At 65.1% G+C, this 20,236-nt stretch carries 22 protein-coding genes and 1 pseudogene; 6 read left to right on the top strand and 17 right to left on the bottom strand.

What is annotated here, in order from left to right; translation table 11 throughout:
- Positions 1-4 precede the first annotated feature (4 nt).
- From ybeY to ACLB0R_RS02735, 12 genes are all read right to left on the bottom strand, one after another.
- A complete protein-coding gene (gene ybeY, locus ACLB0R_RS02790; RefSeq protein ID WP_416641827.1) occupies positions 5-538 on the bottom strand; it encodes an rRNA maturation RNase YbeY in 534 nt (177 codons plus the stop codon).
- Positions 531-1,529: a PhoH family protein gene (locus ACLB0R_RS02785; protein WP_416641826.1), complete on the bottom strand. Its 999-nt coding sequence runs from the start codon at positions 1,527-1,529 to the stop codon at positions 531-533. The genes ybeY and ACLB0R_RS02785 overlap by 8 nt, the downstream gene beginning before the upstream one ends.
- A 422-nt stretch (positions 1,530-1,951) precedes the next feature.
- Positions 1,952-3,262, bottom strand: a complete 1,311-nt coding sequence (gene miaB, locus ACLB0R_RS02780; RefSeq protein ID WP_416641825.1) for a tRNA (N6-isopentenyl adenosine(37)-C2)-methylthiotransferase MiaB — start codon at positions 3,260-3,262, stop codon at positions 1,952-1,954.
- Between the two features lie 66 nt (positions 3,263-3,328).
- Positions 3,329-3,646, bottom strand: a complete 318-nt coding sequence (locus tag ACLB0R_RS02775) for a hypothetical protein (protein WP_434953689.1) — start codon at positions 3,644-3,646, stop codon at positions 3,329-3,331.
- Positions 3,647-3,678: 32 nt separating this feature from the next.
- Positions 3,679-4,506 carry a lysophospholipid acyltransferase family protein gene (locus ACLB0R_RS02770; protein ID WP_416641823.1) on the bottom strand — a complete coding sequence of 276 codons (828 nt, stop codon included), beginning with the start codon at positions 4,504-4,506 and terminating at the stop codon, positions 3,679-3,681.
- Positions 4,490-4,912 carry a Fur family transcriptional regulator gene (locus tag ACLB0R_RS02765; protein WP_416641822.1) on the bottom strand — a complete coding sequence of 141 codons (423 nt, stop codon included), beginning with the start codon at positions 4,910-4,912 and terminating at the stop codon, positions 4,490-4,492. The genes ACLB0R_RS02770 and ACLB0R_RS02765 overlap by 17 nt, the downstream gene beginning before the upstream one ends.
- A gap of 87 nt (positions 4,913-4,999) precedes the next feature.
- On the bottom strand, positions 5,000-5,416 hold the full coding sequence (locus ACLB0R_RS02760; RefSeq protein WP_416641821.1) for a MucR family transcriptional regulator: 417 nt from the start codon (positions 5,414-5,416) through the stop codon (positions 5,000-5,002).
- 101 nt (positions 5,417-5,517) lie between these two features.
- Complete coding sequence (locus ACLB0R_RS02755) at positions 5,518-5,994, bottom strand: GNAT family N-acetyltransferase (protein ID WP_416641820.1); 477 nt, start codon at positions 5,992-5,994, stop codon at positions 5,518-5,520.
- Positions 5,991-6,629, bottom strand: coding sequence for a tRNA (adenosine(37)-N6)-threonylcarbamoyltransferase complex dimerization subunit type 1 TsaB (gene tsaB, locus ACLB0R_RS02750; RefSeq protein WP_416641819.1), 639 nt, complete (start codon positions 6,627-6,629; stop codon positions 5,991-5,993). The genes ACLB0R_RS02755 and tsaB overlap by 4 nt, the downstream gene beginning before the upstream one ends.
- A gap of 111 nt (positions 6,630-6,740) precedes the next feature.
- Positions 6,741-7,334 (bottom strand): malonic semialdehyde reductase, encoded by a 594-nt coding sequence (locus ACLB0R_RS02745; protein WP_416641818.1) that lies wholly within the window; start codon positions 7,332-7,334, stop codon positions 6,741-6,743.
- Between the two features lie 21 nt (positions 7,335-7,355).
- Complete coding sequence (locus ACLB0R_RS02740; RefSeq protein ID WP_416643080.1) at positions 7,356-7,922, bottom strand: NifU family protein; 567 nt, start codon at positions 7,920-7,922, stop codon at positions 7,356-7,358.
- Between the two features lie 179 nt (positions 7,923-8,101).
- On the bottom strand, positions 8,102-8,971 hold the full coding sequence (locus ACLB0R_RS02735; protein ID WP_416641817.1) for an aspartyl/asparaginyl beta-hydroxylase domain-containing protein: 870 nt from the start codon (positions 8,969-8,971) through the stop codon (positions 8,102-8,104).
- Positions 8,972-9,168: 197 nt separating this feature from the next.
- Between ACLB0R_RS02735 and ACLB0R_RS02730 the strand changes: the two genes are divergently transcribed.
- On the top strand, positions 9,169-10,971 hold the full coding sequence (locus ACLB0R_RS02730; protein WP_416641816.1) for a M16 family metallopeptidase: 1,803 nt from the start codon (positions 9,169-9,171) through the stop codon (positions 10,969-10,971).
- A gap of 39 nt (positions 10,972-11,010) precedes the next feature.
- Positions 11,011-12,371 (top strand): IS3 family transposase gene (locus tag ACLB0R_RS02725; RefSeq protein ID WP_145206737.1). Its coding sequence is split into 2 segments (ribosomal slippage): positions 11,011-11,355 and positions 11,358-12,371, totalling 1,359 coding nucleotides; the frame shifts between segments, so codons are not numbered across the junction.
- A gap of 73 nt (positions 12,372-12,444) precedes the next feature.
- On the opposite strand, the pseudogene ACLB0R_RS02720 reads toward ACLB0R_RS02725, so the two are convergent.
- From ACLB0R_RS02720 to ACLB0R_RS02710, 3 genes and pseudogenes are all read right to left on the bottom strand, one after another.
- Positions 12,445-12,780, bottom strand: a pseudogene (locus ACLB0R_RS02720) (AMP-binding protein); the annotation flags it as partial.
- Between the two features lie 49 nt (positions 12,781-12,829).
- Positions 12,830-14,566 carry a gamma-glutamyltransferase gene (ggt, locus tag ACLB0R_RS02715; protein ID WP_416641815.1) on the bottom strand — a complete coding sequence of 579 codons (1,737 nt, stop codon included), beginning with the start codon at positions 14,564-14,566 and terminating at the stop codon, positions 12,830-12,832.
- 45 nt (positions 14,567-14,611) lie between these two features.
- Positions 14,612-15,643: a quinone-dependent dihydroorotate dehydrogenase gene (locus ACLB0R_RS02710; protein ID WP_416641814.1), complete on the bottom strand. Its 1,032-nt coding sequence runs from the start codon at positions 15,641-15,643 to the stop codon at positions 14,612-14,614.
- A gap of 223 nt (positions 15,644-15,866) precedes the next feature.
- Between ACLB0R_RS02710 and ACLB0R_RS02705 the strand changes: the two genes are divergently transcribed.
- Complete coding sequence (locus ACLB0R_RS02705; RefSeq protein WP_416641813.1) at positions 15,867-16,721, top strand: helix-turn-helix transcriptional regulator; 855 nt, start codon at positions 15,867-15,869, stop codon at positions 16,719-16,721.
- 254 nt (positions 16,722-16,975) lie between these two features.
- Here the strand turns inward: ACLB0R_RS02705 and rdgB are convergent, their stop codons facing one another.
- Together rdgB and rph are read right to left on the bottom strand one after the other, a co-directional pair.
- On the bottom strand, positions 16,976-17,611 hold the full coding sequence (rdgB, locus tag ACLB0R_RS02700) for an RdgB/HAM1 family non-canonical purine NTP pyrophosphatase (protein WP_416641812.1): 636 nt from the start codon (positions 17,609-17,611) through the stop codon (positions 16,976-16,978).
- Positions 17,608-18,324 (bottom strand): ribonuclease PH, encoded by a 717-nt coding sequence (gene rph, locus ACLB0R_RS02695; protein WP_416641811.1) that lies wholly within the window; start codon positions 18,322-18,324, stop codon positions 17,608-17,610. Before rph ends, rdgB begins: the two co-directional genes overlap by 4 nt.
- Before the next feature lie 77 nt (positions 18,325-18,401).
- Between rph and hrcA the strand changes: the two genes are divergently transcribed.
- Genes hrcA through ACLB0R_RS02680 form a run of 3 tightly spaced genes read left to right on the top strand, consistent with a single transcriptional unit; the run spans position 18,402 to position 20,229 of the window.
- Entirely contained in the window at positions 18,402-19,445 is a 1,044-nt protein-coding gene (gene hrcA / locus ACLB0R_RS02690) for a heat-inducible transcriptional repressor HrcA (RefSeq protein WP_416641810.1), read from the top strand.
- Between the two features lie 20 nt (positions 19,446-19,465).
- On the top strand, positions 19,466-20,011 hold the full coding sequence (grpE, locus tag ACLB0R_RS02685) for a nucleotide exchange factor GrpE (protein ID WP_416641809.1): 546 nt from the start codon (positions 19,466-19,468) through the stop codon (positions 20,009-20,011).
- A complete protein-coding gene (locus tag ACLB0R_RS02680) occupies positions 20,008-20,229 on the top strand; it encodes a hypothetical protein (RefSeq protein WP_416641808.1) in 222 nt (73 codons plus the stop codon). Before grpE ends, ACLB0R_RS02680 begins: the two co-directional genes overlap by 4 nt.
- Positions 20,230-20,236: the final 7 nt, after the last annotated feature.

The following is a 20,236-nucleotide window of genomic DNA, read 5'->3' as shown; positions in this document are numbered from 1 at the left end:
AACGTCAATCCTCTATCATGGCATAGGGGTCGGCAATGCCCAGCGATGCGAGCACCTCGCGCTCAACCGCTTCCATCGCCTCGGCTTCCCCCTCATCGATATGGTCATATCCTAGCAGATGCAAAGTGCCGTGCACGATCAAATGCGTGGCATGATCGGTGATGGTCACGCCTTTTTCCGCCGCCTCGCGCGCGCAGGTTTCGCGGGCCAGGACGATGTCGCCGACCAGCACTTCGCCCCCCGCGTCGCTTGCGGCGCAAGCGTTGGCATCGGTATTGGCGACCGCATCGAGCAGGTCGGGCTGGATCATCGGGAAGGAGAGCACATTGGTCGGCTTGTCCTTCTGCCGGTAATCGCGGTTGAGCGCCTGCACCTCGGCATCGTCGGTCAGCCGGATCGAGATTTCGGCGGTGAAGGCGGCGGTGAGCCATTTGCCTTGTGATGTCGCCGCGATCGCTGCGCGGACGGCGCGGTCGGCTAGCGCTTCCCAATGGGGCTCGGGCCATACCGGCTCAATCGCGACCGCGACCTCAAGCATCCTTCCCCTCATACGCCTCGACGATGCGGCCCACGATCGGGTGGCGCACCACGTCGCCGGCGCCGAAGCGGCAGATGGAGAGGCCCTCGACGCCTTCCAGCCGGCCGACCGCGTCGTTCAGGCCGCTGGCATTGATGCCGCCGGGCAAGTCGGTCTGCTTGGGGTCGCCGCACACCACCATGCGGCTGTTCTCGCCGAAGCGAGTGAGGAACATCTTCATTTGTGCAGGCGTGGTATTCTGCGCCTCGTCAAGGATGATGAACGCGTCGGCCAGCGTGCGGCCGCGCATGAAAGCGATCGGCGCGATTTCGATCTCGCCGCTGGCGATGCGCCGCTCGACCTGCTCGGCGGGCAGGCAATCGTTGAGCGCGTCGTAGAGCGGGCGGAGATAGGGATCGACTTTCTCCTTCATGTCGCCGGGCAGGAAGCCGAGCTTCTCGCCCGCCTCGACTGCCGGGCGCGACAGGATCAGCCGCTGGATGCTGCCGGTGATCAACTGCGCGACGGCTTGCGCGACGGCGATATAAGTCTTGCCGGTACCCGCCGGCCCCAGCGCGAAGATGATGTCGTGGTTGAGCAGCTCACGCATATAATGCGCCTGCGCCACCGTGCGCGGCACGATCGTCTTCTTGCGCGTGCGGATCATGATCGACGGCGACGCGCCGCTTTCGGCGCGGATGATGCCGTCGAGCGTCGGTTCGGCCGACATGGTGATGACCGCCTCGATCAGCCCGGTATCGACCACTTCGCCGCGGACGATGCGGTTGTAAAGGCCGCTCAGCACATCGCGCGCTGCCGCGACCGATTCGGCCGATCCCTCGAGCCCCACCTTGTTGCCGCGCGCGGTGATGTAGACGCCCAGCCGGTTCTCGATCAGCAGCAGATTCTGGTCGAATTCGCCGAACAGCTGCGCCATCAGCTGCGGCCGATCGAAAGTGAGTTCAGTGCGGCTGCGATCGCCGGCGCGGGCGGGTACGGGCTTGCGGCTCATGCGGCTCCTGTGCGGGGGCGGCATTGAGGGCCGCGAAGGGACGGTAACGCTGCTATTCCAAAAATTCTAGGGGCTTAAAATTACCATTGGACATATCAGTCATGCTAATTTCTAAAATAGCGGATCGTAAGAATAATACCTATAACAATAATTGCCCCGGTAAACTTTGCAATTCGGTCGGGCCAATCATTTTTTCTGACGGTGGGGGCTCCGCCCATTTTTATTGCAAGCATTAAAGGCTTCCAAAGGAATGCGGCGCATATAAAGCAAAACGCTATACTGACAATGTTGAATATTCTCATAGAAAGATCTAACATTATTGGAATGTAGCTAATGCTCTAGGCCGAATTTCATTTTTTTCGATGCCTAAGAAATAAGATGCCAGATACGACAGTGTGATGACAGAGGGAAACGATGATCGCTCAGGCCGCTAAGCCCGTCAACGAATTCGGCCCGGCGCCGGTGATCGTCACCTCGACCATTTTGCCCAACGCATAATCACCCTCGATCACCACCGATTGCAGCCAGGGTGATTTGCCGATCTTCTGGCCGGGGTGCTTGCCGTCGCGCTCGATCAGGATGGCGCAGCTCTTGCCGATGGTCGCGGCGTTGAAAGCGGCCTGATCGCGGTTGATCGCGGCTTGCAGGCGCTGGAGGCGATCGTCCATCACCGCCGGGGCCACTTGATCGGCCATCGTCGCGGCGGGGGTGCCGGGGCGGGGCGAATATTTGAAGCTGAACGCCTGCGCATAGCCGACTGCGTCGATCAGGCTCAGCGTGTCCTGGAATTCGGCCTCGGTTTCGCCGGGGAAGCCGACGATGAAGTCGCCCGAGAGCGCGATGTCGGGCCGCGCGGCGCGGATGCGGTCGAGCAGGCGGAGGTAGCTGTCGCGGCTGTGGCTCCGGTTCATCGCCTTGAGCACGCGGTCATTGCCCGCCTGCACCGGCAGATGGAGGAACGGCATCAGCTTCTCGACTTCGGCATGCGCGCGGATCAGGTCGTCGGCCATGTCGTTGGGGTGGCTGGTAGTGTAGCGCAGCCGCGCGAGCCCCTTGATCTCTGCGAGCGCGCGGATCAGGTCGCCGAGCCCGCCGGCGCGGCCCTTGGCGTCCTCACCCGTCCACGCGTTGACGTTCTGGCCGAGCAACGTGATCTCGCGCGCGCCGGCGTCGACCAGCGCCTTGGCTTCATCGACAATCTCGCCCCACGGCCGCGAGACTTCCGCCCCGCGCGTGTAGGGCACGACACAATAAGTGCAGAATTTGTCGCAGCCTTCCTGCACGGTCAGGAACGCCGAAGGCGGCACGCGGCGGCGGGCGGGGAGGTGGCCGAACTTGAGCTCGGCGGGCATGTCGGTATCGAGCGCGGCCTCTCCCCGTGCCGCGCGCGCGACGAGATCGGGCAGGTTGTGATAGGCTTGCGGACCGACGACGACGTCGACCCTGGCGCGCGCGACGACCTCCTCGCCCTCGGCCTGCGCCACACAGCCGGCGATCGCGATCATCGGGTTCGCCCCGTGCTTTTTCAGCCGGCCGATGTCCGAATAGACCTTCTCGGTCGCTTTCTCGCGGATGTGGCAGGTGTTGAGGATGACGAGATCGGCGGCATAGACGTCATCAGTCGCCGCCATGCCTTGCGCGGCCATCAGCTCGGCCATGCGGTCACCGTCATAGACGTTCATCTGGCAGCCGAACGACTTGACGGCAAAGGTCTTGGGCAAGGGCTTGGTCATTTGGCGGGCGCTATAGCGGGGTGGGGGCCTCGCGTAAAATGGCCGATGAGCCGCTGCGCACGCGGATCAGCGATCACGCTCGAAGATGAAGTCCCCGTCTGGACCGGTAAGAACGAGCGTGGGTTTTCCGGCGTCGTCAGCGTACCGGATCAACATTGGATATTTGCTTGAATCGATGTCGAGCCCCTGGCCTTGCAACACGCCAACATATTTGTCGGGCAAGAGGATCACGCCGATTTTGTCACGATCGAGGGTGAAGCTGATCGTTCTGGTCGGCGTTTCGATTTCGCCGTTTCGAACAGTCAAGGTCGCGCAACAGGGGTTACGATAGGTGCCGGAGACGTCGGGAAAGGGTTGGCCATTACATCCGCCAAGCAAGGCCAATAGCGGTATAATGGCAAGCGCCCGTAACCTCGTCATTCCGCCCCCTCATACGCTACCCCAGGCGGCACCGTCGCCAGCACATCATGGCCGGGGAAGGGGCGGAGCGGACGCCCGCGGATCGCGACCAGCGCATCCTCGATGCGGCGGCGCGCTTCGGCGTTGATCGCCTTGCGCCCGGGATAATCGCGCGGGTTGAACGGCTCGAGGAAATGCACCGCGACGCGGAAACTGCCCTTGCGGCTCAGCACGCGCACGGCGTTATCCTGCCCTTCCTCGATGCCGACCCAGGCGATTTCCTGGGCAACCTTGCCATAATCGAGCACCACCGGCTGGACCATGATGCCCGGCGGCGGGGGATCGAGCACGGCGAGCAGGCTTGGCTTGAAGGGCAGCAGCGATTGCCCGTCGGTCGTCGTGCCTTCGGGGAAAATCGTGACGGCCCAGGCTTCGGCCAGCGCGTCGCGCAGCTGGTTGATCTGCTCGGCCACACCCATCCGGTCGGCCCGGCTGACGAAAACCGTGCGGTTCTGCCGCGCCAGCCAGCCGATGACGGGCGCGCGCGACAGCTCTTCCTTGGCGATGAAAGCGGTACCGTTGGCGCTGGCGATTACCGGAATATCTAGCCAGCTCAAATGGTTGGCGACGAAGAACACGTCGCGCTTCAGCGGCACGCCCACGCTCACCCGCCGCACGCCGCAGATGCGCGTCACCATCACCATGAACCATTTCGGCCAGGGCGAGGGGAGGCGGAAGAGCTGCCACAGCGCATGCGGCACCAGGCAAATCGCGACCGCCAGGACCAACAGCAGCGCGCGGCCGACGAGCCGTGCCCAGCCGGCGGCGTCAGGTCTTGCGGTCAAGCGCAACGCCGTACAGCTCCATGCGGTGGTCGACGAGGCGGAAGCCGAGCCGTTCGGCAATCATCTTCTGCAATTGTTCGAGCTCGGGATCGACGAATTCGATCACCTTGCCGGTTTCGACATCGATCAGATGATCGTGATGCGCTTCGGGCGCGGGCTCATAGCGTGAGCGGCCATCGCCGAAATCGTGGCGGTCGAGAATGCCGGCTTCCTCGAACAGGCGGACGGTGCGGTAGACGGTCGCGATCGAGATGCCGGGGTCGATGGCAGACGCCCGCTCATAAACTTTCTCGACATCGGGATGGTCGTCGGCGTCGGAAAGTACGCGCGCGATGACGCGGCGCTGGTCGGTAATGCGCAGGCCGCGCTCGTGGCACAGCGCCTCTAGATCGATCTTACGTCCCATGGCGCCTACTTAGCCACTGGCGGCGCAATCGGAAAGGCATCGCGCCCCGCCGCGCGCGAGCGGCTGGCGGGGCGCGACGGCACGGGTTCAGCGGGCGCGACGGCGCTTGGTGCCGAGGCCGATCTTCTTGGCCAGGCTGCGGCGCTGTTCGGCGTAATTGGGCGCAACCATCGGATAATCGGCCGGGAGGTTCCACTTGGCGCGATATTGCTCCGGCGTCAGGTTGTAATGCGTCATCAAGTGGCGCTTCAGCATCTTCAACTTCTTACCGTCTTCCAGGCAGACGATATAGTCGGGCTTGATCGACGCGCGCACAGAAACCGCCGGCTCCTGCTTCACTTCAGGCTCCGCAACCGGCGTACCCAGCCCCGACAACGCGGTGTGAACATTGCTGATCAGCGTCGGCAGGTCCGAAACCGCGACGCTGTTATTGCTCACATGCGCAGCGACGATGTCTGCGGTCAGCGTGATCAACGTCTCCTGAAGTTCGTTTTGATTATCCATATTTATCCTCAATACTATAAACAGGCGCGGCGGCGCCATGCGCCCCCTATCATACTATATCCATTTTGGAGCAAGCTTTAATTTGCGAGCGCCGCCACTTGTCAGGCGATCTGGCGAGAAAATGTCATTGCATCAAATAATTGACCGTTGGCACCGCGATAGTAATCGCGCCGTTCGCCGACCTTGTGGAAGCCGGTCGCGGCGTAAAGCTTGATGGCATCATTGCCCGATCTTACTTCGAGGTGGACGCGCGAGGCATGCTGTTCGCGCGCGGTATCGATCACCGATGCCACCAATGCACGGCCTATACCACACCGCCGCCGCGCCGGACGCGTCGCCAGCAGCAGCAACTCGACTTCATCGACCAACAGTCGTGACAGCGCAAAGCCGACACTTACGCCGTCGATGCTCGCCATGGTCAGCCAGACGCCGGGCATTGCCATGATCCCCAAGCATTGGCCGCGCGTCCATGCCTCGCCATAACGCGGGTCGAACGCCTCGCGCATGATGCTGTCGACGGTGGGGAGATCGGCAGTGGTGCCGCGGCGTAGCTCGACGAGCGTGACCGCGCTGCTCATTGGCTGAGGCCGCGTTCCGCCAGGGTTTTGGCGTCGGGCGCGCGGCCGTAGATCGGCGACGGCGCGAGCATCGTGAAATCGGGTGGCAGCAGCCGCGCATCGGCGGCATCGGGGAGCTGATCTAGGGCGTCGATCTGCGGATCGAGCGCGCGCAAGTGCCGGACGCCATTGCCGACCGCGACCCGCCCACCAAGCGCCGCCAGCGCAGCATCGGGCCGGCGCGAGGCGAGCGCGTCGGCGGCGGCGAAAGGGGCGGCGGTGAAGCTCTGCATGAAGACCTCGCCATGCCCACCTTCCAGCACCACGGCAAGCTGGGCGAAGGTCGGGTGCGCGGCAAAGGTCGCCGCAGCGAGCAGACTGGTGCTCGAATAGCCGGAAAGCCTCGCGCCCCAGCCGAGCGCCAGCCCGCGCGCGGCGGCGAGGCCGACCCGGACGCCGGTAAAGCTGCCCGGCCCGCAATCGACCAGAATGCGTGGCGCACGGCCCCCGTCGGGCAGCGCGGCGATCATCGGCAGCAGCCGCTCGGCATGGCCGCGACCGACCTCTTCATGCGCGCGGGCAATGACGTCGGCGCCATCGATCAGCGCGACCGAGCACGCGGCAGTGGTGGTATCGATGACCAGCGTGCGGGTCATTGCTCCCTCTCCCCGTCGGGGAGAGGGTTGGGGAGAGGGGAGGTGAGGGTCACCGACCGTGCCGCTTTGCCCAACCCCTCTCCCAACCCTCTCCCCAATGGGGAGAGGGCTTTAGAGAATATGATTGAAGCGCTCAAATTCAGGGCGCGGCAAGCGATCGAAGATCGAGGCGGGGTCGCCATGGCCCAGGGTCGCGATGAAATTCGACTTGATGTTGGGCGTGTCGGCGAAGAAGGCGGCGTCGACCTTGGCATGGTCGAAGCCCGACATCGGCCCGACATCGAGCCCCAGCGCGCGCGCCGCGATGATGAGGTACGCACCCTGCAGCGACGAATTGCGCAGCGCTGACACCCGCCGCGCTTCGATGCTGTGGGCGAACCACGACTTGGCATCGGCGTGCGGGAAGAATTCGGGGAGGTATTCGTGAAATTCCTCGTCCATGCCGATGATGACGGTGACGGGCGCCTGCTTGATCTTGGGCGCATTGGCGGCGCTGGCGCACGCGGCGAGGCGATCCTTGGCGTCAGCGCTGGTACACCAGACGAGCCGCGCGGGCAGCTGATTGGCCGAGGTCGGCCCCCATTTCATCAGGTCCCAGATGGCGCGAAGCTCGGCCTCGCTGACCGGCTGGTCGGTATAGCCGTTATAGGAACGCGCGGTGCGGAAAATGGTATCGAGCGCCGCATCGGACAGCTTCTCGCTCATGGGCCAGCCTTTCGGATCGGGTTAGACGGCGCGGACTTCGGTGACTTCGGGGACGTAATAGCGCAGCAACTGCTCGATGCCGTTCTTGAGCGTCGCGGTCGAGGACGGGCAGCCCGCGCACGCGCCCTGCATGGTGAGATAGACTTTGCCCTGGTCGAAACCGCGGTAGATGATGTCGCCGCCATCGCCGTTCACCGCCGGGCGAACGCGAGTGGCGATCAGATCTTTGATCTGGTCGACGATGTCGGCGTCTTCGGGGTTCTCGGCGAACAGCGGCGTATCGTCCGGCGCGCCTTCGGCTGCGGCGGCGAATAACGGCATGTTGGCGCTGAAATGATCGAGCAGCACGCCGATCACATCGGTCTTGAGCGTCGCCCAATCGGTACCCGGCCCGGCCGTGACCGAGACGAAGTCGCGCCCGAAGAACACGCCGGTCACGTCGCCCAGCCCGAACAACGCGGCGGCGAGCGGCGAGGCTTCGGCAGCCTCCGGGCTGGTGAAGTCGCGCGTGCCGCTGTCCATCACGGTGCGGCCGGGCAGGAACTTCAGCGTCGCGGGGTTGGGCGTGGTTTCGGTTTCGATCAGCATGGCCGCCATTTGGGGGTGATTGCGGGCGCGATCAAGCGTGGCGTTGGTAACAGTCGACTAACAAGGTCGCGTCACCCCGGGCTTGACCCGGGGTCCCGCTTCTCGCCCCGTCAAGTAAAATAGCGGGACCCCGGCTCAAGGCCGGGGTGACGAATATTGTTTTGAGCAATCGAGCAGGATCACCCATCCAGCTGTTTCAGCGCCGCGTTCCAGCTCAGGATATTGTCGCGTGCTTCCTGGACGAAGGCCGAGCGGCGGACGAAGCCCATGAAGAAATCGGCGAAGAATTTGCCCGGCTGGCGCAGCGGCCGCTCGAACTGGATGAGCAGCACGACGCGAGTGCCGCCGGTCTCGTTCCAAACCTCGTGGCGATAGGTATCGTCGAACACCAAGGTCTCGCCTTCCGCCCAGCGGACGATGCGATCATGCACGCGCATGCGCACATCGCCGTCGCGCGGCACGATCAGGCCGAGATGGCAGGTGATCAGCCCCTTGGTAACGCCGCGATGATCGGGGATGTGGGTGCCGGGCTCAAGGATCGAGAAAAAGGCGCTGTTCAGGCCCGGAATGTTGCGGATGAGGCGCGCTGTGACCGGGCACTGCGCCATATTCTCTTCGATCGCATAGCCATAGCCATAGAGGAAGAACGACTTCCACTTGTTGACCTCGGCGATCGAGCGATGATCGGGCGAGATGGTGGCGAGCGACGGCGCATTGTCGCCGACCATCGCGACCGTCATCGCTTCTTCGCGGATTGCCTGCCAATGGTCGCGCAACACTTGTGTCCAGGGGAAATCGCGTACGTCGAGCACCGGGTCGGTCGGCACCAGCGACGACGAGCCGATCAGCCGATCGAACAGCCCGCGTAGCGCCTTGCCGATGCGGATGATCAGCGGCCGGCCGCGCTCGGCCTGCATCGGCGCATCGGCGGGCGGAGCGCCGGAGATTACCGTGATATCGGGGATCCGCGTCTGATGGCCCGATGCCGTTCCCGCGTGAGTCGCTGCCCCGGGGCCAGCGCCTTTCACGCGAGTAATCGGGTCGTTCATCACGTTGAAATCGCTCCACCTGACCGCTGATTGTCCGCGCCGCTATCGATAGGTCAACTGAACGGCGCGAACCCTGGACTGTCAAACTTGCTAATCATTACTTTGGTCAAAATAATGGCAATTCAAGGGTCGTGCGTGCCCGATTGGGGCACATGCGGACGCTGGCGAAAGCGGTCGGGCGCGGCTAGGGTGGCGGGATGTTCGCTTTGCCCCGCGCCGCCGCTTATCCCGTCATCGCAACCGCTTTCGCGCTGCTCCTGGTGCCCACCGGGCAAGGCTGGGCAGCGCCGAGCAAGTCCTCAGCCGGGCATGGCGCGCCGAAAACAGTGCCGGCGGCTGCGGCCACGCCCGCGGCCGTCGATCGGTCGCCCTGGCTCTACAATGGCAGCGACATCCCGCAGGACCCCGATTGGCATTTCGGCACCTTGCCCAATGGCCTGCGCTATGCGGTGCGCCGCAATGGCGTGCCGCCGGGGCAAGTCGCGGTGCGCGTGCGCGTCGATGCGGGCTCGCTGTACGAAACCGAATCGGAGCGCGGCTTCGCGCATTTCATCGAGCATCTCACCTTCCGTGGCTCGGCCTATGTGCCCGATGGCGAGGCGAAGCGCGTCTGGCAGCGCATGGGGACGACCTTCGGCTCGGACACCAACGCGCAAACGACACCGACCCAGACCTTCTTCAAGCTCGACTTGCCGAGCGCCACCGAATCGGGGCTCGACGAGAGCCTGCACATCATGTCGGGCATGATGGAAAGCCCTGCGATCACGCCGCAGGCAGTCACCGCCGAGCGCCCGGTGGTGCTGGCCGAGCAGCGCGAAGCACCGGGCGCGCAAGTGCGCTTTGGGGATGCCGTCCGCGCGACGTTTTTCGCGGGCCAGCCGCTCGCCGATCGGTCACCCATCGGCAACATCAAGACGCTGGAGGCGGCGACCGCCGAAACGGTGAAGGCGTTCCACGACCATTGGTACCGGCCCGAACGCACCGTGGTGATCGTCTCCGGCGATATCGATCCGGCGGTCGCCGAGCAGCTGGTAATCAAGAATTTCTCGGGCTGGGTGCGCAACGACCCCAAGCCCGCCGACCCCGATTTCGGCAAGCCCGATCCCAGCCAGCCGGCGACGCGCGTGATCGTCGAGCCCAGCATCCCGACGCTCATCACCTGGGCGGTGCTGCGGCCGTGGCAGTTCAACAACGACACGATCATCTTCAACCAGAAAAGGCTGGTCGATCAGGTGGCGCTGCGCGTGATCAATCGCCGGCTCGAATCGCGAGCGCGGAGCGGCGGCAGCTTCCTGCAGGCAAGCGTGCAGCTCAATGACGAGGCGCGCTCGGCGAACGGGACCTTCGTCGATGTGGTGCCGGCGGGCGATGATTGGGAAAAAGCGGTGAAGGATGTGCGCGCGGTGATCGCCGATGCGGCCGCCGCGCCAGCCACCCAGGCCGAAATCGATCGCGAACTTGCCGAGCTCGACGCGGCGATGAAGAACCAGGTCGCCACCCAGGCCGCCGAAGCGGGGGCCAAGCAGGCCGATGATCTGATCGAGGCGCTCGATATTCGCGAAACGGTGACGACCGCGCAAGGCTCGTACGACGTGCTGGCGGCAGCGGAAAAGGCCGGCATGTTCAACCCCGATGCCATCCTCGCGTCGACGCGGCGGGTGTTTGTCGGCACGGCGACGCATGCCGTGATCAACCTCCACGCGCCCGATGCGACGGCTGGCCAGCGACTGGCGGCCGTGCTGTCGGCCGATGTCAGCGGGCTTGCCGGCGCACGCAAGGCGCTGACCAAAGTCGATTTCAGCAAGCTGCCGCCGCTCGGCGCACCGGGCACGGTTACCTCGCGCGAAAAGCTGGGCGATTTCGGCTCCGAGAAAGTCGTGTTCTCGAACGGGGTGCGGATGATCGTGTTCCCCAGTTCGTCGGAGACGGGGCGCGTCTATGTCCGCGTGCGCTGTGTCCGGCGTCAGCGCCAATGGCACAGATTTGAGGTTGTGAATTAAGGAGGATTTGGGCTTCGTCGTAGTGACGAAGGAACGAAGATGAAGCCCAAATCCTCCTTGAAAAAATCGGTGAAGGCTCCTGCGGAGCAGGTGGTGAAGGACATCCGGCGGGCGACACGCCGGCACTTCTCTGCCGAGGATAAAATCCGGATCGTGCTTGAAGGCCTGCGCGGCGATGACAGCATTGCTGAACTGTGCCGCAAGGAAGGGATCGCCCAGAGCCTGTACTACACCTGGTCGAAGGAGTTCATGGAAGCGGGCAAGCGCCGGCTCGCCGGCGATACCGCCCGTGCCGCAACCACCGGCGAGGTCCAGGATCTGCGCCGGGAAGCCCGTGCGCTGAAGGAATGCGTGGCCGACCTGACCCTCGAGAACCGCCTGCTTAAAAAAAGCATGATCGCGGATGGGGGCGACGACGAATGAGATACCCTGCATCCGAGAAGCTGGAGATCATCCGGATCGTCGAACAGTCGCACCTCCCGGCCTGGCGCACGCTGGAGCAGTTGGGCATCCCGCGCCGGACCTTCTATCGCTGGTACGACCGCTATCTCGAAGGCGGCCCGGAGGCGTTGGAGGATCGGCCATCGGCCCCGCGCCGGGTGTGGAACCGCATCGGCGACGATATCCAGCAGCAGATCATCGACATGGCGCTGGATACAACCGATCTGTCGCCCCGCGAACTGGCGGTGCGCTTCACCGACGAGAAGCGCTACTTCGTGTCGGAGGCCACGGTTTATCGCCTGCTCAAGGCCCATGATCTGATTACCAGCCCGGCCTTCGTCGTGATCAGGGCAGCCGATGCGTTCCACACCAAGACGACGCGGCCGAACGAAATGTGGCAGACCGACTTCACCTACTTCAAGATCATTGGCTGGGGCTGGGTCTATCTGTCGACCGTGCTCGACGACTTCTCGCGCTACATCATCGCCTGGAAGCTGTGCACCAACATGCGAGCCGAGGATGTCACCGACACGCTGGACCTCGCGCTCGAGGCCTCGGGTTGCGACAGCGCAACGGTGCTGCACAAGCCTCGGCTGCTGTCGGATAATGGCCCGAGCTACATCGCGGGTGAACTGGCGGAATATATCGAGGCCCGGAAAATGAGCCATGTGCGCGGCGCTCCGATGCATCCCCAGACCCAGGGCAAGATCGAGCGCTGGCATCAGACCCTCAAGAATCGCATCCTGCTCGAAAATTACTTCCTGCCCGGTGACCTTGAGGCCCAGATCGAAGCCTTCGTCGAGCATTATAACCACCGACGTTACCACGAGAGCCTGAACAACGTGACGCCCGCCGACGCCTACTTCGGCAGGGCCGATGCCATCATCAAACAGCGCGAAAGGATCAAACGGAAGACCATCGAACATCGCCGCTTGCTCCACCGCAAGATCGCCGCTTAATATCAACCCCAGGACGAGGCCCGCACTCCGCTAATTTACGCCGCGAGTTGTGCCAAATGTTCTGACGACGGACATTGTCGATAATGTGCTGGTGGTCGCGCTCGGTATTGGTGGTGTAGGTCGGCACCGTCACGCAGCCCGCCGCCATGATGGCGAGATCGCTGATGCACCATTCCGGCCGGTTTTCGCTGACCAGCATGACGCGGTCGCCGGGTTTCAGTCCCAGCGCTTTCAGCCCGGCGGCAAGGCTCGCGACCTTGCGCGCGGCCTCGCGCCAGCTTTGCGAGCGCCACTCGTCGCCCTGCTTGTGCCAGAGGAAGGGCTTGTCGCCCAATTGCTCGGCGCGCGCGAAGAACATCGTCACCAGATTGGGGAAATGCTCCAGCTTGCGGCTGCTTTTGATCGCCATTCTCGCTCCTATGGGCGGCCCCCGCCGCGATATCCTTGTTATTATTCTGTTATTCCGATGGTCGGTCGGGCAGCGCGGCGGCGGGCTTGGGCTTGTAGACATGCCCTGCCACATCCATCGCGACGCCCTCGCTGCGCGGATCGGCCGCGCCGAACGCCTTGCCGTGGACGAATTCGATCGCGTTCGCCTTGAGCCCCAAGGGCGCGATGAAAACGTGATCGCCCAGCGCCTGCATCGCCGGCGCGAGCGGCTCGACCGTGGTGCGTTTCTCGACCAGCACCGTCTGCCCAGGCGCATAGACGAGGCCGAGCGCGATCGCGTCCTGCGCGCTCAGATGCCAGTCGATCACGCCGATAATCGCCTTGGCGACTTGCGCAATGATCGTCGATCCGCCGGCGGCACCGAGCGCGAGCCGCACCTTGCCGTCGGGCCCGAACACGATGGTCGGCGACATCGAGCTGCGCGGGCGCTTGCCGCCTTCGACGCGGTTGGCGGTGAGCAGGCCGTTCTGGACGGGGTCGAGATTGAAGTCGGTCAGCTCGTTGTTGAGGAAAAAGCCGTTGCTGGTCAGGCCCGAGCCGAACACGCTCTCGATCGTCGTCGTCACCTCGGCAATGTTGCCCCAGCGATCGACCACGACGAGATCGGTGGTGCCATGCTCGGGCTGCGGCGCGGCGGGCGCGAGCGCGGGCGCGCCGGCGGGATTGCCGGGCGCGATTTCGGCAAGCGCATGATCGGGTGCGATCAGCGCCGAGCGGCGGGCGATATAATCGGGTGCGAGCAGGCCGGCGACGGGCACGCTGATGAACGCCGGATCGGCGACATAAGCGTCGCGATCGGCATAAGCGAGCTGGCTGCTCTCAGCGAACAAGTGCCAGGCGACAAGGGAGTCCTTGCCGAGCTTGGCGAGGTCGAAGCGTTCGAGCTGCGCCAGGATCTGCAGCATCGTCACGCCCGAGGAGGGCGGCCCCATCGTGCAAATGCGATAACCGCGATAATGGCCGCACAAGGGCTTGCCGTCGCGGACGCGGTAGTCGGCAAGGTCCGCGTCGGTCATCCGTGAGGGGAGGTGCGTGGCGCCGTTGACGGTGGCGACGATGTTCTGCGCTACTGGCCCCGCATAAAGCGCACGCGGGCCCTGGGTAGCGACCCGGCGCAGCGTGGCGGCGAGATCGGGATTGGTGACCTTGGTGCCGACTGCCTTGGCACTGCCGTCAGGGTTGCGCAGATAGGCATTGGACCAGCTGCTGAAAAAGTCGGCGGGCGCGCCCCGGCCCATCGTCGCGACGAAATTATAGAATCGGGGCGTGATCGCCCAGCCCTTGGTCGCCAGCGTGATCGCGGGATCGAACAGGCGCGCCCAGGCGAGCTTGCCATGGTCGCGATGCGCCGCCTCCATCAGCCGCAGCTGGCCGGGCACCCCGACGCTGCGTCCGCCGGGGATCGCTTTGTCGTGCGGCAGCGGCTTGCCATCGGGGCCGACGAACCAGTCTGGCGTCGCGGCCTTGGGCGCGGTCTCGCGCGCGTCATAGCTGGTGAGCTTGCGAGTGCGCGCGTCGTAATAGATGAGGAAGCCACCGCCACCCAAGCCCGAATGGCCCGGCTCGACCACGCCCAGCGCCGCCATCATCGCCACCGCTGCGTCCGCCGCCGTGCCGCCCTTGCGCAGGATTTCCACGCCGGCCTGTGCGGCGCGGGGATCGGCGGCCGACACCATCGCCTGTGCGGACAAGGGCGCGGGCGCGACGGCGAGCGCGAGCAGCGCAATCCCAAGCAATCTGTTCATCGCCTTCGACCCTAACGGCTGTCCCTGAGCAGGCAAGCCGTAACGTCAGCCGGTGCCGACCGCCTCGGCGATCGAGGCGAAACCGTCGCGGGCGAGGAGCTGGGGGAGCGCACGGGTAATGCGGCGGGCGAGGCCAGGGCCTTCATAGACCAGCGCCGAATAAAGCTGCACGAGCGAGGCGCCGGCGCGGATGCGGGCATAGGCTTCTTCAGCGCTATCAATACCGCCAACTGCGATCAGCGGCAGCTTGGCGCCGGTCGCCGCGCGGAAATCGGCGAGGCGCTGGCGGGCCAGGGCGGCGAGCGGGGCGCCGGAGAGGCCGCCTGCTTCGGTCGCATGCGGCGACCGGAGCGGGGGCCGGCTGACCGTCGTGTTGCCGATGATCAGCGCAGCGATGCCGCTGTCGATCGCGGCGTGCGCAATGTCATCGATCTGCTCGGGCGCCAGATCGGGCGCGACTTTCAGGAACAAGGGCGTTCCCCCGCGCGCTTCGCCGGCAGCAGCGAGCAGCTCGCGCAGCGCCGCGCCATGCTGCAGATCGCGCAAGCCCGGCGTGTTGGGCGAGCTGATGTTGATGGTGACATAATCGGCGATCGGCGCGGCCAGGCTCACCCCCAGCGCATAATCGGCGATGCGATCAGCGCTGTCCTTGTTGGCGCCGACATTGATGCCAAGTACGCCGCGCCGCCGCGCGGCCTGCGCACGAGGCAAAGCCGCGCGGATGCCGCCATTGTTGAAGCCCATGCGGTTGATGACCGCGCGATCCATCGCCAGCCGGAACAAGCGCGGGCGCGGGTTGCCGGGCTGGGCGAGCGGCGTCAGCGTGCCGATCTCGACCGCGCCGAAGCCGAGCGCGAACGAGCCGTCAATCGCTTCGCCATCCTTGTCGACACCGGCGGCGAGCCCCAGCGGATTGGGGAAATCGATGCCGGCAACGCGCTGCGCCAGGCGCGGGTCGGCGGCCGGTGCGGCGCCCGGTGTTCCCGCCGCGCCCCAGGCGGCGAGCATCCGGATCGTCAGGCGGTGCGCGGGCTCGGCATCGAGCGCAAACAGCGCGGGGCGGACAAGGCTGAACATCGCCGCCGCCATGGCATGCGGCCCGCGTCGAATCCATCCAATACGACTCGGTGCGCCTGCGTCATGGTCCAGGGGCGACCCAAGGAGCCGAGGCAACGACGCTCCTTACTTTCGGGCCCGGCCGGGCAACTGGCCGGGCCCATTTTTGTGCCGTCATTGTGCGGTCGCGTCCCGATCGGGTATAGAAGCGTCCAACCGCACTACAGCAACAAGGGGCGCGGCGGTGGCAGACATTGGGCTGGAGTTCGTGGTGGCGCCGCCCTGCGTCGCGCACCACATCTCGCTTTTCTATCATTTTCGCGCCCCCGGGCCGGGGTTCGACGATACCGAGCGCGCGCAGATCGCGCAGCTGCGCTTTCGCTTGTCGCCCGGTGCCGCCACTTATCACTTTGCCGACGGCACCGAGCAATTCGTGGCGGGGCACCACCTGATGGGGCCGACCAGCGGCGCCTCGCGCGTCGTGGCGGAAGGCGAAGTACGCGTGTTCGGCATGGGCGTGACGCCCGCGGGCTGGGCCGCGATGGTCGGCGTCGAGGCATCGAGCTTGCTCAACCGCGTCGTCGATGCGCGGCAGTTATTCGGCGAGCGCATCGATGTCGCTGCCGCCGCGCTGGCCGCCGCGACTGAAACGGCGGAAATGGTCGAAATCGGTCGGTGCCTGGTCCACGATCTGGTCCGCGCGCCGAGCACCGCGTCCGACGATTTCATGCGGATCGTCGACGATTGGCTGGTCGCAAGCGCGTCGCCCGAAATTGAGTGCCTCATTGCCGCGACGGGGCTGTCGCGCCGCCAGGTCGAGCGGCGTTGCAACGCGCTTTACGGCGCGCCACCCAAGCTGCTGGCACGCAAATATCGCGCGCTGAAAGCGGCGGTGGCGCTTGCCTCCGGCCAAGCCGCGATCGACGATTTGCTGTGCGAGGGCTTTTACGACCAGTCGCACCTGATCCGCGAAGTGAAGCAGTTCACCGGGCTGACCCCGGGACAATTGCTCGCCGCGCCCAACCCGCTCGCGCGCATGACAATCGACCGGCGATCGGCGCTGGCGGATCGGGTGAGTCCGTTGATTAGTGGGACTTGAGGTGAGTATCCCTCGCCCCTGCTTGCAGGGGAGAGGGTTGCGCAGACTTAGTCTTTGCGTAGCAAAGGCTTAGTCGGAGCTGGGTGAGGGGTAAGTCCAGCGTCATCCAACGCGGCCGCCCTCACCAAGCTCCGCTAAGCGCTGACGCGCTAAGCTGCGCTATCAGTTCGAGGTCGGTCATGCCCCCGGCATGACCTAAACAGTGCGGGGCACTGTTTACCTCGAACTCCCGCAGGCGGGAGAGGGGTAATTACCTAAAACACCGCCGCCACCAGCTTCTCGAACGCTCGCGCGCGGTGGGTGAGCGGCGCCTTCTCTTCAGCCGTCATCTCGCCGAACGTGCGGTCGCGGCCCAACGGCACGAACACCGGGTCATAGCCAAAGCCATGCGCGCCGCGCGGCGGCCAGGTGAGGCTGCCCTCAACCGAGCCTTCGAACCATTCGACATGCCCGTCGGGCCAGGCCAGCGCGAGCGTGCAGACGAAGCGGGCGGCGCGGCTGATGTCCGGCCCCAGCGCCTGCAACTTCTCCTCGACCTTGCTCATCGCCAGCAGCCAGTCGCGGGTGCCATCGGCGGTTTCCGCCCAATTGGCGGTGTAGACGCCGGGGTCGCCGTTCAGCGCCGCGACGCACAGCCCGCTGTCATCCGACAACGCGACCATGCCCGACAAGTCCGCCGCCGCCATCGCCTTCAATTCGGCATTGGCGACGAAAGTGGTGCCGGTTTCTTCCGGCTCGGGCAGGTCGAGCTCGGCCGCCGAGACGGGCTCGATGCCATAGGGCCCGAGCAGCGCGCGGATTTCGCGCACCTTGCCCTGATTATGGCTGGCGATGACGAGCTTGCCGGGCGCGAGCTTGCGGATTGCCTGGGGCGCGGCCTCGTCGGTCATTGCCCGACGGCTTTGGCCTGCGCGGCGAAGATATCGGCGCAACCGATGCGGGCGAGGCGGAGCAGGCGGAGTAGCGCTTCTTCGTCATAGGTTGCGCCTTCGGCGGTCGCCTGTGCCTCGGCGATATTGCCGTTTTCGAGCAGCACGAAATTGGCGTCGGCGTCGGCGGTCGAATCCTCGTCATAATCGAGGTCGAGCACGGGTGTGCCTTGCCAGATGCCGCAGCTGATCGCCGCGACTTTCTGGGTCAGCGGATCGGCGGCGAGCTTGCCGTCCTTGAGCAGCCCGTTGATGGCGAGGCGGAGCGCGACCCACGCGCCGCTGATGCTCGCGGTGCGGGTGCCGCCATCGGCCTGGATCACGTCGCAATCGAGCGTGATCTGGCGCTCGCCGAGCAGCTTCAGGTCGGTGACCGCGCGCAAGGAGCGCCCGATCAGCCGCTGGATTTCCTGGGTCCGCCCCGATTGCTTGCCCTTCGCTGCCTCGCGATTGCCGCGCGTGTGGGTGGCGCGCGGCAGCATGCCGTACTCCGCCGTCACCCAGCCTTCGCCCTTGCCGCGCAGAAAGGGCGGCACACGCTCCTCGACACTGGCCGTCACCAGCACTTTGGTGTCGCCGAACCCGATCAGCACCGATCCTTCGGCATGTTTGGTGAAACGCGGTTCGATGGTGATGGCGCGCATCTGGTCGGGCGCACGGCCGCTGGGGCGCATGGGTGAGGCTCCTGATACTGGTTGCGTGGCGCTGCCTAGTCTTTCGCTTGCGGGCGCGCCAGCCTAGATAATGCGGCATGACTGCACCGCCCGTTACCGAACTCTCCGATCGTGCGCGCGACGTGTTTCGCATGGTGGTGGAGAGCTATCTCGATTCGGGCGCACCGATCGGCTCGCGCACCATTTCCAAGCTCTCTGGGCTCAACCTGTCGCCGGCCAGCATCCGCAATGTGATGCAGGATTTGGAGGAACTCGGCCTGCTTGCCGCCCCGCATACCAGCGCCGGGCGGATGCCGACCGACACCGGGCTGCGGCTGTTCGTTGATGGCATGATGCAAGCGATGGAGCCGAGCCAGGAAGAGCGCGCCGCCATCGAATCGCAAGTCGCGCAGGCCGGCCCGGTCGAGGAAGCGCTGGCGGCGACGACCGCGGCGCTCTCCGGCCTGTCGGCATGCGCGGGCCTCGTCTTCGTGCCCAAGCGCGAGCTGGTGCTGCGCCAGATCGGCTTTGTGCCCTTGTCCGCCGATCAGGCACTCGCCGTGCTGGTGAGCGAGGATGGCAGCATCGAGAACCGCGTGATCGCGATGCCGCCGGGCACCACGCCCGGCGCGTTGATCGAGGCGGGCAACTACATGAGCGCGATGCTGGCGGGCCTGACGCTTTCCGAAGCCCGCGCGCGGATCGAGCGCGAGCTGGCGGCGGGGCGCGCGGCGATCGACCAGGCAGCGCGCTCGCTTGTCGAGCAGGGCCTGGCGGTGTGGAGCGAGGACGGCAATCGCCGCCCGGTGCTCATCGTGCGCGGGCAGGGGCGGCTGATCGACGCGGCGGCCGCTGCCGATCTCGACCGGGTGCGCGATCTGCTCGATGATCTTGAAGGCAAACAGGAAATCGCCCAATTGCTCGACAGCGCGCGCGAGGGCGATGCGACCCGCATCTTCATCGGCGCGGAGAATAAATTATTCGCGCTCTCCGGCTCGTCGGTGATCGCGCGGCCGTTCCATAATCTGGACGGGCGCGTCGTCGGCGTGGTGGGCGTGATCGGGCCGACGCGGTTGAACTATGCCCGCATCGTGCCCATGGTGGATTTTACGGCAGCCACGCTAGCGCGGCTGATGAGTTGAGACGGGGTTACTGAGACACAATGACCGAGAATGACGCGATGGAAAATGCCGCGAGCGAAACCGAAACCGTGAGCGAAGCACCAGCGGCCGATGGCGCCGCGACGCGCATCGCCGCGCTCGAAAAGGAAGTTGCAGACGCCAAGCAGGCAGTGCTTTACGCCGCCGCCGAGGCGCAGAATGTCCGCCGCCGCGCCGAGAAGGAAGCGGCCGACGCGCGCGCTTATGCGGTGACGGCGTTCGCGCGCGACTTGCTGTCGGTGGCCGACAATCTGGAGCGCGGCCTGGCCGCCATCCCCGCTGAATTGCGCGAGGATGAGAAGCTGAAGGGCCTGATCCAGGGGCTGGAAGCAACCGGGCGCGAGCTTGCCAATGTGTTCCAGCGCAACGGCATCGCCCGCATCAGCGCGCTGGGCGAGGTGCTCGATCCCAACAAGCACCAGGCGATGGTCGAAATCCCAAGCGACCAGCCAGCGGGCACGATCGTGCAGGAAATGCAGGCGGGGTATATGATCAAGGACCGGCTGCTAAGGCCGTCAATGGTGGGCGTGGCGAAGAAGGCGGAGTGACCGCCGATCCATCTCAGCCTGAGGTTGAACCGCGCTATGTGAGCGGGCCGTTGATGGTGGGATTGGTTAGCCTGCCAGCGGTTTTCGTCTGGTTGCTGTTCCGGCGAGGCTATTCGCGTAGTTTGCGCAGGATCGTGCTTATTTATGCCTTTGGGCCATCGCTCATCGCGCTGATTCTGATCATTGCGCTCGCCTTGCTGAGCTCTGCATTGAGGTAATGTCGTA

This window comes from Sphingomonas sp. GlSt437 (assembly GCF_048015635.2).
Lineage (GTDB): Bacteria > Pseudomonadota > Alphaproteobacteria > Sphingomonadales > Sphingomonadaceae > Sphingomonas.
Note: the sequence above shows the minus strand (reverse complement) of the source record. Positions and strands in the feature narration are given on the sequence as shown.